We start from the raw sequence: 14,028 nt of genomic DNA on the forward strand, positions 1-14,028 counted from the left end.
TATGATGACAAGAATATTTTGTTAGTTATGCTCGATAATACACGCTTCAGAAGCATTTGCAATCGATATTCAAAATAATTAAAGCAAGAAAAATTCTATACCTCTCGCCCTTCACCTTTCATATTGATTTAATTAAGATTACTTTCAATTAAAAGTCAAATTTTGTTTCATTTTAATTGAAAGAAGTACCTCTGCTATTTCCCCATAAGACCATCAATAAAATTTCTTTTCACCAGCTGGGCGCGTCTTAAAACGTCGATGGAACCACATGTATTGCGTTGGTGCGATACGAATTTGATTCTCAATAATTTTATTTACTCTTTCAGCATCACTAACTTCACACCCACTTGGAAAATTCTCTAATTTGGGTTCAACGAGAACATGATATTGAGGATTTCTAATATTGCCACTTCTGTAAAAGTATAAAGGCACTGCTGCTGCTTTTGAGATATCCATAAGTCTGCGGTGAGCTGTGACAGTAGCTGCCTGTACCCCGAAAAATGATGCCATTACACCTTGCTTTAAGCCAAAATCCTGATCTGGGCTATACCATATGGCATGACCATGTTTAAGGTTTTGGATAAGTCCACGCATGTTGTCTCGAGCAATCTGGTTTTTATACACTCTTGCACGGCTACGATGAATCAGAAAATCTAAAAAGGGATTGTTTTGAGGTCGGTAAACCACGTCCATATTAAAAAATAAGGTACACGCGGCTCCGCCTGCATCTAAAAGGGTGCTATGAGTGCCTAGTAAAAGTACGCCATTTTCCTGATTGTTGGTTAAATTCTCTAATCCATCTATGTGAACACGGTTTTTAAACCAGTTTGGACTATACCAAGCATTTAAAGCCTCAAATACACCCGTTAAAGTATCAACAAAAACCTGTTTGGCTTTTACTTCAATTTGCATAGGTGTTTTTTCAGGAAAGCATGCTTCTAAATTACGTAGTGTTGTTTTTCTTCTTGAACCTAAAGATTTCCATGCTATTTTTGAAAGAAAATCGGCTAGACGCCATTGAATAGCCCAAGGTAACATCGCGAATAACATTAAAATAAAAGCTAAAACCCATAGCCCCCAATATTTAAACGATAAAAAGGAAAATTGAAATTCGCCAGATTTAAACTGCCGTTCTTTTTTCGTCATACTGTATATTTCTTGAGGTATAGACTTAGCATACTAACACGCCTACTTGTCAGGGTTGTATGTTTATGTTGCAATAACGGCTATGCTTTTAAATACATTATCTATTTATATAAATGCATATTTTATTTCGAAACTTTCAAATTTTAATATTTAATTTATTTATTTTAAATATACATAACCTTCTGTATACATAAATTATTTTCTCATTTAAAGTAATCACATAATTTTGTCTCAATTGATAAATAGGATATATCAGCGTGAGCGGTCTTTTAGTTTTTATAACAATTGCATTTCTTACCCTATTAAGCCCCGGCCCCGGTGTTTTATTTACTGTCACAAATTCAATCAATTATGGTATTAGAACCGCTTTATTCGGTATTAGCGGCTTAATTATTGGTATGTTTGTAATTGCTGTAATTTCGGCCAGTGGTGTAGGTCTTATTATTACGAGTAACCCTACTATTTTTACGGTTTTAAAATTTATTGGTGCATTTTATTTAATGTATCTCGGATATAAAAACTTTAGCAAAAAAATTCCATCGCAAGATTTAATCACAGATCAGCAAAGCGATAAAAATGTCAGTAAATCTAAACTATTTTATCAGGGTCTACTCGCATCTTTGCTTAACCCTAAAACAATCGTATTTTTTATTGCTCTTTTCCCTCAATTTATCGATATAAAGAAAGAAATTTTAAATCAGTTTTTAATTCTATCTTTAACCTTTTGTTTGATTGGTTTTTTAATTCATCTAGTCTATGCAAATTTCTCTTCAATTTTTAAAGAAAAGATGTTGGCTGGAAATAATTTTTCTATACTCAATAAAATCAGTGGGGCTATTTTCTTTCTTCTTGCCATCTTACTCATCGCACAATAAATCATTACTTTAAGAATTATGCTTTAAAAGCCTTAACTCATGTTTAGACTTTTAAAGCATTTCGATGATTCAGCATATTTTTATCTAATTACAATTTTTACAACGATACCCTGTTTAAAATCCAACCATAAAAGAAGTCTTCATAATTTGGGTTCTTCTCTGTAATTTCGATATAGTGCTGCCCTTGCATAATATTTAAAACGCGTACCAATACCTTTTCTCCTTCTTTATTACGCCTGTTCAAATAACTTCTAAGAGCTTGAAAAGTGAGAGGACCATACTGACCATCTAAAGCAAGATCTGACCAGCCTTCTTTTCCCTGCTTATTCAGCAAATTTAAAGCACGCTGCAACAAGGGTTTTGCAAAATTGACACCACAATTGACGCCTGTATCAAATAACTCTTCTGCAATAGTCGGGCTAATCTCATTGATCTGGTCAAATTGGGGTTCAAACCAATATTGTTTCTTATAAATAGATTTGGCCACAGCTAATGTTAAATCCTGCATATCACCCTGATAGCCTTGTGATCGAGCCACTGCTTCTGTAATGCCAAATTTGGTGGCATGTCCATGGTCTGATGGATGGTTAACGTACCCACCTTCTCTGTTTATGATTGCTTCTAAGTACTGGTCGATATTCATTTTATTTTACCCATATGATTGAAACTGTTTTTAGCTATTTTGCAGATCATCTTTTGCTTTTTTTAAGTCTTTCATAACTTCCACAATCGTTTTACCTTCTTGTTTATTGATGAAGTTAAATATCCATCTCACAATAGCCCAACCAGGCAAACCGCAAATGAAGAAGAATCCACAAAGTGTGATCATTCCCCAAATATCTAAGACCCATTCTTGTAAATTCCATTTCATGATAATAAATGAGCCACCTGTTAAGCTTGAAACCACTGTACAGATCAGCCCAACAATCCATTCCTGCGGTGAACGAGGAAAACGCATCATTAACACGACTGCGACAACTAAGCTGACTGCTAAAGCCACCATAATTGCAATGCTATAAAAATTTAAAAATGTGGCTAATCCATTTATTGGAACTATTTTCATAATCTTGTCCTGCTTTAAAGGGTAAAACTTGAAAATCCATCACCATGACCAGCTTGTTGTTTTTCAGGTTTTATAAATACCCTTAGTTTTCTTTATTACAGTCAATAAAAAACACTAACGCTTTAATGCCGCGCTAAATTGCAAGACGAACTTACCTTGACCCGCTTAATTTCAGGGCCCAAGAAAGAATGTTTGTGTGCTAAAGCTGGTTAGTGTGCACTGTTTAAGGCTTGTTCAATCAACTCAATCACGGTGATTGCACCTATCGCTTTTTGCATCGAGACTTGATCGTCGAATTCGAACGCTTCATCTTCAAGCTCACTTGCAATTTGCTTCGCCTCTTCAAGTGCCCTTTTTATTTTTTGTACCTTAAGTTTGTTTATATCTTTTGCAATTGTTGGGACATACCCTCCACGTTTTGCATTTTTAAGTTGTTTAGCTCTGTTCTGCATTGCTGTAGTCATTCACTATCTCCAACTCAACTTACTCGTTTAATAAGGCATCTTTATCGTTTGTTATTCTTGAAGTTTTGACGCATTTTTTGAGCAATATAGCTAAGCTATGGCTACAAATGTGTGTTCGAAACGTTTCAACTGGTACAACAAACATATAGAACCAAACAATATGCGTTTAAAGCATTAATTTAAAAATAGATATTTCCTTTTCTGAAATTGTAAAAAAGTATTAAAGCTCTTAGGTTTAAGCCTTTTTCGGACTTTATTTTTTTGACCAAAAAGTTCAAATAAGGCTTTGCCGTATATCGGAAACTTTTGTTATGACTCACAATCTTTGTTAAATTCTTCATGTTCTTGATACCCTTTATCGACGAACATTAAGCCTGATCCACGGAATCGGGCTTTTTTTTATTCCAATTTTTGTTTTGATAGCCTATCTGCACATCATAATTGAGCTATCTCTCTTTTATTTTGTCTCCTATAAAAACAAAATAAATTTAGCTTTCATCTCAACACTTTGATAAACCTATAAATAGAGACTTAAACACTACTAAAACTTTATCTATTCATCTTAAGATATAACTGATACTATAACTATAGTTATTATTAGTCAATAACTATAGTTGTTTTACTCGATATAACTTAAGTTATATATTTGTTATAAGTTTGCAGGTGTGACCGTTATGGCTCTTAAAGACCGTTTAAAAGACTCTAGGCTTAAAGCGAAAAAAACTCAGGCTGAAGTAGCAGAAGCAGTCAAGATGTCTCAGCCTGCCTATCAAGCTTTAGAGTCAGGGAAAAATTTGAAATCAGCGTTTCTTCCATTAATTGCCCAATTTTTAGGTGTAGATGGTTATTGGCTAACCACTGGAAATACTGAAGATTCTTTTAGAGAAAGTGATGTATTTAGCCCTACTGTTGTGAGTGCTGAGTCCACCGATCAATATGTCTGGGTTGAAGTTGTAGAAGCTAGCTTTTCTTGTGGTACGGGTGAATCTATCGAGTTTCACTTCGATGCAATTAATGGAAAAATTCCTTTTCCAGCATCATTTTTTAAAGAAAAACGGGTTGCTCAAGAGTGCATGCGTATTATCAAAGCTAAAGGCGATAGCATGACCGATTACATTAAAGATGGAGATTTAGTCGGCATTGATATCTCTCAGACTGAAGTGATTGATGGCGAGATTTATGCGGTTTACTTTGCTGGGGAAGGAATGATTAAGCAAATTTTTAAAGAAGCAGATGGCTCTTTAATTTTGCATAGTTTAAATGAAAAATTTAGAGACCGACGTGTAACAGAAGAAAATGGAAAGAACTTTAAAGTCATGGGCCGTCAATTCTGGCGAGCAGGTTAATTTAGTTATAAATATAATTAAAAGAATAATTCTATCAATTTAATACGTTTTTGCTTTTTATAACTTTAATTATTTATAAATCGTATAGATATAAAAAAACCTATCTCCATTAAAAGAGATAGGTTTTTAGCTTGAGAGCTAAACATTTTATTAGCAATACGTACTTAAACGATAAAGCTGGTTAAATGCAGCATAAAAGCTTTTACCATCTTGGTTCAACTCGATTTCTTCACCAGTTTGAAGTTGAATTTTCTTACCAACTTCGACCCAACGATAACCATCTTGAGAGTTTTGCTTACGCACGTGGGGAACCACTCTCACATTAATTTCATTGCCATTTACGGCTGTGGCAATTTGCCACTCATTTACTATATTCACAATCATTCACTCATCACTGAGCTCATGTGATTTAACGGTATTTAATTAGAACGCTAGATTTAAGGTATGGACAGTCAGTCTAGAATTTAATATTTAGCTTGATATAGGGTTATTTATAAGCTAATGCTTTTCATAATTTTTGCATTATGAAAAGTGGTACATCACAGAGCATAATATTTTGGTTGCGGGGGTCGGATTTGAACCAACGACCTTCGGGTTATGAGCCCGACGAGCTACCAGACTGCTCCACCCCGCAATTGGAAGTAAGCTTTATACGCTTATATATTTTATAAAGCAAACTTTATTTTTTAATCTGTTGTAATTCATCAGTTTTATCTTTTTTAATTAATTTTATATTTTGAATTAACTAATGATGAACAAGCTAAATTTAAATTTAATCTTTTGAATTGTTGTATTTATTTTAAACAGAACCCTAAATTCACAGACAGCAATTGCCTTGGGTGGGTTGCTTTTATACTATCTAAGTTAGTCTTTTAATGTTTAGTTCGTATGTCTGAACCTCAGTTTTCCCTTAGTGAATATCTCGGCACAGTTCAGGAAGTCATACGTTTGGCTTTTGATGAACCAGTTTGGGTAAAAGCAGAGATTCGAAATTTAAATATTAAAGGCGGTCATTACTATTTAGAGCTTGCAGAAAAAGATGCTGATACCGATAAGGTCATTGCAAGTTGTAAGGCCACAATCTGGAAATTTTCGGCAAGTAAAATTGTTCTAAAGTTTGAGCGTGAAACTGGTATTGAGATTTCAAGTGACTTAAATGTTCTCATAAAAATTCGCGCACGTTTTGATCCTCAATATGGATTTTCAGTCAATATTGAAGAGATTGACTCAAGTTTTACCTTAGGCGAAATTGCTAAACGTTATCAGCAAATTATTGAACGACTCACTCAAGAAGGTTTAATTCATAAGAACAAACTACTCTCAACTCCTTTTGATATTCAAAATGTTTTAGTGATTGCGCCTCAAAATGCTGCGGGCTTAGGTGACTTTAAAAAAGATGCCGATGCGCTAGAAAGAAATGGTGTTTGCCATTTTGTGTATCACACTGCTACTTTTCAAGGAAATACAGCCGCAACCAGCTTAATCGAGTCTTTAGGTGCAGGTTTAAGGCAATGGGCCAGCACATTTACATTTCCGCCGGACTTGATTGTAATTATTCGTGGCGGTGGATCTGTTAATGATTTAGCCTATTTGAATGATTATGAACTTGCAGCTCTGCTCTGCAAACGCACTGTACCCATTTGGGTCGGTATTGGTCATGAAAAAGACCGTACTATTCTTGATGAAATTGCCCATCGTTCATTTGACACACCAAGTAAAGTGATTGCTGGTATTCGTAACCATATTGTTGAACGCGTACAAGAAGCGGTAGATAGTCTGCAAACCATTAAGCTCCTTTCGCAGCATCAAATCACGACCTATCAAAGCAAGAATGACCAACTGCTTCACCACATTAAATCTTCAGCACAAAGTCAACTTAACTCGGGGCATCACCTACTTGACCAGATGAAAGAACGTATTCAGTTTAGTTCACAGCAACAAGTTAGATTTTCATTAGCCCAAATCGAATCTTTAATGAAAGAAGTCCTTTTGCAAAACCCGAAACAGGTTCAAGCCAAGGGCTATGCAATTGTTAGATCACAAGGAAAAGCAATTCGTTCTATACATCAAATTTCAAACCCAGCCATTGCCATTGAAATGCAAGATGGTGTGATTGAAGCCAACATTACACAGGTAATTCCAAATGAAGAATAAAGAGTTAACATTTAAGGATGGCCATGACATTTTGAAGAAAAATGCCGAACTACTTGAGTCTCAAGAAAGCCCAGATATTGATAATTTAATGAAAATTGTTGAAGAATCGATTACTGCCTATAAAGCTTGTAAATCACGCATTGAAGCAGTTCAACAAGCCTTAGATGAAACATTTAAAGAATAATATGCAATAAAAAAAGCCCATTCCTACTTCTCATTGAAGAAATGGGCTTAGTGAAAACCACTTAGTCCTGAAATGCAAAAGTGTGGATTAGGTCACACTTTTACAAAAAGCATGGTCCCACAACAATTCCTGATATTCAATATTTTAATTGTATTCAATGGTTAATTTTGCTCGTATTTTCATCAGATTCTAGCTAAAAACTTTCTTACTAAAATCGTGATGAAATACAAATGTGTTCTAGGTGTTATTTTCCAAAGTGAATGTAAAAATTATTCCTCGTTGAATGGTCCAATCAATTGATAAATTTTTCCGTCTTTAGGATTTTCATAGAGTAAATCCATATTGGGTAAAATAATGTCATCATCAATTTCAATATGTTCAACGCTTTTATGAAGCTCAAGGGCGTGGTCGTTCATAGGACGAACTTTTGCCAAAGCAATCGTTTCTTGGTTAAACTGGTCCTTAATAATTACTTTTAATCTTTTCATAAAAATCTCCTAAAAATTAAAATTTTTAATACTAATAATGGGTTAAATCTAAAATGAGCTAATCGCTGAATAGCCGATTGGCATAGCAAAAAAAGTTAAAATAAATGCAGCCGTACGTTGTAAATTACGTTGGTTTAACCAAGTTACTTTGTTTGAAATTAATACGGTTCCAAAAGCAATCCATAAAAATGCAATGGGTGTAATTAATGATAAAAAAATAGCAATATGCACAAAATAAACGTGAAGCACTTCCCATGCTGCATGTGGAAAAATAGCAGAAGCAAAGAGTAAAGCTTTAGGATTCAAAAGTGTTGCAACAAATAAAGCCTTAGGCGTAATAAGTGGGTTGTCTAATTTGGTGTCATTTGTTGATGTTACCCAAAGTTTAAATGCAAGGTAGAGAATGAAAGTTGCACTTATTAACTTTAATAAGGCAGGAAGCCAAGGGATTAAATGTGAAACTGACTCAAGCAAAACACCCCATGAAGTAATTGCAATGAGATAACCCATCACTTCAGCAGGAATAAGTTTAAGAGACTGCTTCACCCCTGCCTGTATTCCAGCCGAGGCTAACAATGTGTTTGTGGGGCCTGGAGTCAACAAAATGGTGACCACTAGTCCAATAAACAGAAATGACACCATAGGCAACGAACTCTTTAATTATGCTAGGCGAAATATGTCAAAAATGAGCATCTATTGTCGACAAAATGGTTGTAACAAGAAATATTAAAATTAAATTAATTAATGTTAAAACAAATAAATAACTCAAACCGACTGTAAATTCACTTACGATTTAAATAATTTTAAATGTGCAAAATCGATCACATAAATAGAGAATAATGAGCTATTATTACAAGTCTCTACCACATTAACTTGAGAATTTTTTACTCAAAAAATCTGCTGTTTTTTAATATTTTGAACTTTATATAACTGAGTAAATAGCAGCTTTTTGCCTCACTTGAAATTTTAAAATTGAACAATATATAAACAATTAGAAATCGTGATTTTACTGAATATGATGCCTCACTCCCCATCAATTCATTGATTGTCGCTTTCATCAAATAAATCAAATGATGGAGGATGCATGATGAATGCTTATGTTCGCCCTCATCCAGATGGTTTTAAATCTTACTTAGGTAAAAATCCAAAAACTGGCCTCTATGCTGTGCGGCTCGGTTGGACGGTTTATGAAACGAATGGCAATGGTTCTGTGCTGTACATTGTCAAGAATGAAGATAAGATTCCATTGGATGTAAACAAGTTTAAAACTGATCGTCCCAAAATCTATGCTGCGCTTTTAAGTGAAGTGCAGTTTCAACGTAAAAAACAGTTAGCTATTGATTTGCAACAATCTAATATTCCATCTTATGACCGCCAAGCCTACAAAAAGCGTCGTGGGTTTGCAGGGTCTTCATAAACTCTTTCATTCAACCCGTTGTTAGATTCAAATATAGAAAAAGCACCCTCGGGTGCTTTTTCTTTTAACGACCAGTTGTAATTAATACGAACATACTCAGTATTAATGTGCTTAATGATCGTTTGCAATGGATGTGGACTTCATGCTCAGCTCCGTGAGCGTATTGATTAACGTTTTCCATTTCGTGTCCTTCAAAGTTCACATTCCTAATTTGCCTAATATTCACACAATAAGAAATTAGCCAAAAGTATTATATGCAATTAAATTTAACACAATCCTTAAATTTTATTGATACTTCTTATCATCAAGAAATAAGCGCTTTTAAGCTAAAAACTGGATGTAACATTCTACTACGAGGTTAATTATGTAGTGGGTATTTGTACCCCTTTCATCTCAAATGCCCATTGTTTGAAAAATGATCTATAAAATAGAAAAACATAGCAATATTCCATTTTTTAATAAAAAATTTTGGAATAGGAGAATTCGTATGCAAATCAATCAAGAAGCAAATAATTCATTATTTTGCCAAGCCTCTAGCTCAATTCAAGCCTGCGTAGAATGTATGATTGCTTGTAAAACCTGTGCAGCTGCCTGTTTGCAAGAAGAACATATGATGCGCGAGTGTATTAAACACTGTCTGACTTGTGTAGAAACCTGTCAGTTATGTACTTCTTTAGAGTTAAGGCATTCTGAGTTAGCTGAACAAGCGATGCCATTATGTGCCCATGCATGTCAACTTTGTGCAGCAGAATGCAGCAAACATGAACATGAGCACTGCCAAATTTGTGCTAAAGCATGCCTAGCTTGTGCTCAAGCGTGTCAAGCCTATCGTGCATAGTCGCGTAACGCATAAGGAAGTTTGTATAGCTGATTTATAGTCGGGCTATATATGGTAAGAAAATTTCTAAAAAACTTAATGACTTAAGATATTAAAAACTAATAATTTATCTTTTTTATTTAAGAGAGGTTAATAATAACTTTTCTTTAGGCATAAAAAAAACCCGCATCTTGGGGAAGAATGCAGGCTCTTAGATCTCCCACAACGATCATGAGTCCATTATTAAACTTGAACTTTAAACCGTTAAGTAAATGTACCTATAAATAAATTAAATTGCAATACAGAATAGTCTGTATGTTTAAAATATTTTATTATTTCTTCAGAGTTTTATTTGCTGAAGAAGAAACAGACAAAAGTAGATTCATAAAAACTTTATTTATGGCGTGATAATCCAATAAATAGCTTTTTTACAGGCATTAAAAAAGCCCGTTTCACGGGCTTTTCTGCAACGGTGAGCAATCTAAGATTTGTGTCTATCCATCTCTTACATGCTCTTTGCTAGCTATATGTAAGGTCTTATCGTATCTTTTGCCCTGTCCCAAGTTTCCCTGTGGATCGAGGAGATATTACGATTACCTTAAGTACAGTTATAGCACATTATTTATTCATGGCTAGTCTTGTTCACGTTTTTTTACAAACAAGCCCTACCCGATTAAATGACTATTTTTGAACCCCATCTGTTGCTTGTAAATATTGTTGAGCATGATCACCAATGGTATGCCAAGAGGCCTTTGAAGCGACATAGGCATGAGAGCTAACTTGGGTAGATATTTCTTCATTAATGAGCCCCACCCTTAAACGCACCACGGCGGGTTTATCTAAACGTTCACTCCAGACAGGTGAACCACAAGTTTTACAGAACACTCTCTTTTTATTGGGAGACGCAAAATAAACCTGTAACAGGTTTTCTCCCTGCACAATATTCAAATCACTTTTCTGTACTTGCGTAATGGCAGCAAAAGCAGCGCCTTGTGCCTTTTGGCATTGCGTACAATGACAAACCATGATGGGTTCTAATTCGGAATTAATACTGAGTTGAATCCCATTACAAAGACAAGAAGCTGTATAAGCCATGATTTTCCCTTTTTTATTTTAATGAAACTTAGCTTACACCCACACCTTTTTCAATGTGATCTAAGATCGCACAAGAAGCTTGCTGGTTGCCGCAGCAATCATCGGCTGAAGCCTGCAAAATATTGACCATTTCTTGGAGATGGGCAATTTTCTGTTTTAATTCGGCAATGTGTTTTACGGTTAAGGCTTTCACCTCTGCACTCTGCCGATCGGTATTTTTCCAAAGCGAAATCAGCTCTTTCATCTGTTCAGATGAAAAACCTAACTCTCTGGCATGTTTTAAGAAGTTTAAAGTCTTTAGGTCAGTTTCTGAGTAAATACGATAGCCTGAAGCAGAGCGCTGAGCGGCTTCAAGTAAACCGATTTCTTCATAGTAGCGAATCATTTTCGCCGAAATGCCCGAATGTTTGGATGCCTGACCGATATTCATCTCACACCTCAAATATTAAATTTGGTTTAAGACCTGCTGTCATGATCTTAAACCAAAAGTTGATTTTCAGCACCCTTACTGTACTGGCGCATGAAAACGTTTTAAGCGTAATGCATTGCCTAAAACAAAGACCGAAGAAAGTGCCATCGCACCTGCTGCAAACATCGGTGAAAGTAATACACCAAATGTTGGATAAAGCGCACCTGCCGCAATTGGAATAAGTGCAACGTTATATACAAATGCCCAGAACAGGTTTTGGCGAATGTTGCGCATGGCGGCTTTACTTAATGCAATTGCGTTCGGTACGCCTTTTAAACTACCTGACATCAACACAACATCGGCAGCTTCAATAGCAACATCTGTTCCTGTACCAATCGCTAAGCCGACATCTGCTTGCGCCAAAGCAGGTGCATCATTAATGCCATCCCCTACAAAGGCCAAACGACCATATTGTTTTTGCAGTTGGCGAACTGTGTCCACTTTGCCTTCGGGTAAAACCTCTGCTACAACTTCATCAATATTAAGTTTTTTAGCAATTGCTTGCGCCGTATGACGGTTGTCTCCTGTAATCATGGCAACTTTTAGACCTAATTGATGTAAGGCCTCAATCGCAGCATAGGTTGTTTCTTTAATTGGGTCCGCAACGGCAATAATTGCAGCAAGTTTCTGATCAATAGCGACATATAGCGGTGTTTTACCTTCTTCACCCAACTGTGCAGCAATCGCTTGAAATGAGCTGGTGTCTAAACCAAGTTGGTGCATATAACGGTCTGCGCCAATTTGTACTTTTTGACCTGACACTTCCGCTTCAATACCTGAACCTGTAATCGAGTTAAATGCTGTTACGGGTAATAAAGTTATTCCCTCGCCCTCAGCAGCCTGAACAATGGCTAGAGCAATCGGGTGTTCAGACTTGGCTTCGACCGAAGCAACTAAAGTTAGTACTTGTTCACGCTCAAAACCTTGTTGCACATTAAAGTCTGTCAGTGTTGGTTTGCCTTCAGTAAGTGTGCCCGTTTTATCAACTGCCACCACTTGTGCTTCTTGTAAAAGCTGCAAAGCTTCACCTTTACGAAATAACACACCTAACTCAGCACCACGTCCAGTACCGACCATAATAGAAGTTGGCGTTGCAAGCCCCATCGCACAAGGACAAGCAATAATCAGTACCGCAACAGCATTCACTAATCCAAAAGTTAGCGCCGGCTCTGGCCCAAAAATAAACCAGACCAAGAAAGTAATTGCAGCAATGAGCATCACCGCTGGCACAAACCACATGGTGACTTTATCGACCAAACCCTGAATCGGAAGTTTAGAACCTTGGGCTTGTTCAACCATGCGAATAATTTGTGAAAGTACAGACGAAGCTCCCACTGCGGTTGCTCGAATGTTTAGGGTACCATTCTGATTGACTGTACCACCAACCACTTGCTGCCCTACTATTTTTTCAACTGGAACAGGCTCACCCGTAATCATAGATTCATCAATGTAGCTGTGCCCTTCAACTACTTCACCATCGACAGGCACACGCTCACCCGGACGAATTTCTACAATAGTTCCACTGACCACTTCGGCAACGGCAACTTCAACCATTTGACCGTCACGCTGAATACGAGCTGTTTTAGGCTGCATTCCAACTAAATGCTGAATAGCTTGTGAAGTACGTCCTTTAGCTTTTGCTTCGAAATATCGTCCGAGCAAAATTAAGCTGACAATCACGGCAGCCGCTTCAAAGTAAACATTGACCGTGCCTTGGGGTAACACATGCGGCATAAAGGTTGCCACGACAGAGAAACTGTAGGCGGCCAAGGTTCCAACAGCCACCAGCGAGTTCATATCTGGTGCTAAACGCCATAGGGCTGGAATACCTTTTTGGTAAAAACGGCGACCGGGAAAAACCAAGACCAGTGTTGTCAAAACAAACTGTAAAAGCCAGCTATTGTATTGACCAATCGTGTGCATGACCCACATGTGAAAAGCTGGAATGAGATGTGAACCCATTTCCAAAATAAACACAGGTAAGGCCAAAACAATCGAGATGATCAAATCTTTTTTAAGCTGATCTAACTCTGAAGCTTTTTTATCGAGCTGCTCATCTTGATTTTTTTCAGAGGCTTTTGCGTCGTAACCTGCTTTTTTAACAGCGTGAATTAGGTCTTCAACATTGACTGAATTATCTGCCTGAACCCAAGCCTGCTCTGTGGCTAAGTTAACTGTCGCTTCTTGAACGCCGTTTACTTTTTTAAGGGCTTTTTCAACTCGTGCAACACAAGATGCACAGGTCATACCCTCAATAGACAGCTCCACTGGTGCAGCTTTGGGAACATCATAACCCGCTCGTTCAACTGCTTTAACCAGTGCTTCACGCTGAATCGGTTGACTTGAATAAACAACAGCTTTTTCTGTTGCCAAATTAACGTTAGCAATTTCTACATTTTCAACTTTCTTAAGTGCTTTTTCGACACGACCTACACACGAGGCACAAGTCATACCTTCGATTGGTAGAGTTTCACTATATGCTGGCAATTTTGTGTTTTTTGAGTCCATCA

Annotated in this window: 16 protein-coding genes and 1 tRNA gene; 6 read left to right on the forward strand and 11 right to left on the reverse strand. The window is 36.6% G+C overall.

What is annotated here, in order from left to right; all coding sequences use genetic code 11:
• Positions 1 to 213: 213 nt before the first annotated feature.
• Positions 214 to 1,146 (reverse strand): lauroyl acyltransferase, encoded by a 933-nt coding sequence (locus RMB03_RS08040; RefSeq protein WP_017390248.1) that lies wholly within the window; start codon positions 1,144 to 1,146, stop codon positions 214 to 216.
• A 257-nt stretch (positions 1,147 to 1,403) separates the two neighbouring features.
• Between RMB03_RS08040 and RMB03_RS08045 the strand changes: the two genes are divergently transcribed.
• Positions 1,404 to 2,021, forward strand: coding sequence for a LysE family translocator (locus RMB03_RS08045; protein WP_311075220.1), 618 nt, complete (start codon positions 1,404 to 1,406; stop codon positions 2,019 to 2,021).
• Between the two features lie 97 nt (positions 2,022 to 2,118).
• Here RMB03_RS08045 and RMB03_RS08050 read toward each other — a convergent pair whose 3' ends face one another.
• The 3 genes from RMB03_RS08050 to RMB03_RS08060 all read right to left on the reverse strand — a co-directional run bounded on the left by RMB03_RS08050 (position 2,119) and on the right by RMB03_RS08060 (position 3,548).
• A complete protein-coding gene (locus RMB03_RS08050) occupies positions 2,119 to 2,664 on the reverse strand; it encodes a glycosyl hydrolase 108 family protein (protein WP_311075222.1) in 546 nt (181 codons plus the stop codon).
• 30 nt (positions 2,665 to 2,694) lie between these two features.
• Entirely contained in the window at positions 2,695 to 3,084 is a 390-nt protein-coding gene (locus tag RMB03_RS08055; protein WP_151799165.1) for a hypothetical protein, read from the reverse strand.
• 209 nt (positions 3,085 to 3,293) lie between these two features.
• Complete coding sequence (locus RMB03_RS08060) at positions 3,294 to 3,548, reverse strand: hypothetical protein (protein WP_017390244.1); 255 nt, start codon at positions 3,546 to 3,548, stop codon at positions 3,294 to 3,296.
• Positions 3,549 to 4,222: 674 nt separating this feature from the next.
• On the opposite strand from RMB03_RS08060, the gene RMB03_RS08065 reads away from it, so the two are divergent.
• Positions 4,223 to 4,894: a LexA family transcriptional regulator gene (locus RMB03_RS08065; RefSeq protein WP_017390243.1), complete on the forward strand. Its 672-nt coding sequence runs from the start codon at positions 4,223 to 4,225 to the stop codon at positions 4,892 to 4,894.
• 150 nt (positions 4,895 to 5,044) lie between these two features.
• Here the strand turns inward: RMB03_RS08065 and RMB03_RS08070 are convergent, their stop codons facing one another.
• Positions 5,045 to 5,278, reverse strand: a complete 234-nt coding sequence (locus RMB03_RS08070) for a hypothetical protein (protein ID WP_017389051.1) — start codon at positions 5,276 to 5,278, stop codon at positions 5,045 to 5,047.
• Between the two features lie 173 nt (positions 5,279 to 5,451).
• A tRNA-Met gene (locus tag RMB03_RS08075) sits at positions 5,452 to 5,528 on the reverse strand.
• A gap of 254 nt (positions 5,529 to 5,782) precedes the next feature.
• Between RMB03_RS08075 and xseA the strand changes: the two genes are divergently transcribed.
• Both xseA and xseB read left to right on the forward strand, forming a co-directional pair.
• Positions 5,783 to 7,048, forward strand: coding sequence for an exodeoxyribonuclease VII large subunit (gene xseA, locus RMB03_RS08080; protein ID WP_311075232.1), 1,266 nt, complete (start codon positions 5,783 to 5,785; stop codon positions 7,046 to 7,048).
• Positions 7,038 to 7,232: an exodeoxyribonuclease VII small subunit gene (gene xseB, locus RMB03_RS08085; protein WP_003652614.1), complete on the forward strand. Its 195-nt coding sequence runs from the start codon at positions 7,038 to 7,040 to the stop codon at positions 7,230 to 7,232. The genes xseA and xseB overlap by 11 nt, the downstream gene beginning before the upstream one ends.
• A 269-nt stretch (positions 7,233 to 7,501) precedes the next feature.
• Here the strand turns inward: xseB and RMB03_RS08090 are convergent, their stop codons facing one another.
• Complete coding sequence (locus RMB03_RS08090) at positions 7,502 to 7,720, reverse strand: hypothetical protein (RefSeq protein WP_003652616.1); 219 nt, start codon at positions 7,718 to 7,720, stop codon at positions 7,502 to 7,504.
• Between the two features lie 48 nt (positions 7,721 to 7,768).
• Positions 7,769 to 8,362, reverse strand: coding sequence for a LysE family translocator (locus RMB03_RS08095; protein WP_056478799.1), 594 nt, complete (start codon positions 8,360 to 8,362; stop codon positions 7,769 to 7,771).
• A gap of 442 nt (positions 8,363 to 8,804) precedes the next feature.
• Between RMB03_RS08095 and RMB03_RS08100 the strand changes: the two genes are divergently transcribed.
• Complete coding sequence (locus RMB03_RS08100) at positions 8,805 to 9,137, forward strand: hypothetical protein (protein ID WP_080026608.1); 333 nt, start codon at positions 8,805 to 8,807, stop codon at positions 9,135 to 9,137.
• Positions 9,138 to 9,624: 487 nt separating this feature from the next.
• Positions 9,625 to 9,975: a four-helix bundle copper-binding protein gene (locus RMB03_RS08105; protein WP_080026607.1), complete on the forward strand. Its 351-nt coding sequence runs from the start codon at positions 9,625 to 9,627 to the stop codon at positions 9,973 to 9,975.
• A 660-nt stretch (positions 9,976 to 10,635) separates the two neighbouring features.
• Here RMB03_RS08105 and RMB03_RS08110 read toward each other — a convergent pair.
• The 3 genes from RMB03_RS08110 to RMB03_RS08120 all read right to left on the reverse strand — a co-directional run bounded on the left by RMB03_RS08110 (position 10,636) and on the right by RMB03_RS08120 (position 14,026).
• Positions 10,636 to 11,049: a GFA family protein gene (locus RMB03_RS08110; RefSeq protein ID WP_004642048.1), complete on the reverse strand. Its 414-nt coding sequence runs from the start codon at positions 11,047 to 11,049 to the stop codon at positions 10,636 to 10,638.
• 28 nt (positions 11,050 to 11,077) lie between these two features.
• Complete coding sequence (gene cueR / locus RMB03_RS08115; RefSeq protein WP_004642046.1) at positions 11,078 to 11,479, reverse strand: Cu(I)-responsive transcriptional regulator; 402 nt, start codon at positions 11,477 to 11,479, stop codon at positions 11,078 to 11,080.
• A gap of 75 nt (positions 11,480 to 11,554) precedes the next feature.
• Positions 11,555 to 14,026 (reverse strand): heavy metal translocating P-type ATPase, encoded by a 2,472-nt coding sequence (locus RMB03_RS08120; protein ID WP_311075234.1) that lies wholly within the window; start codon positions 14,024 to 14,026, stop codon positions 11,555 to 11,557.
• Positions 14,027 to 14,028 lie beyond the last annotated feature (2 nt).

The organism is Acinetobacter sp. V91_7, from assembly GCF_031799075.1.
Taxonomy (GTDB): domain Bacteria; phylum Pseudomonadota; class Gammaproteobacteria; order Pseudomonadales; family Moraxellaceae; genus Acinetobacter; species Acinetobacter calcoaceticus.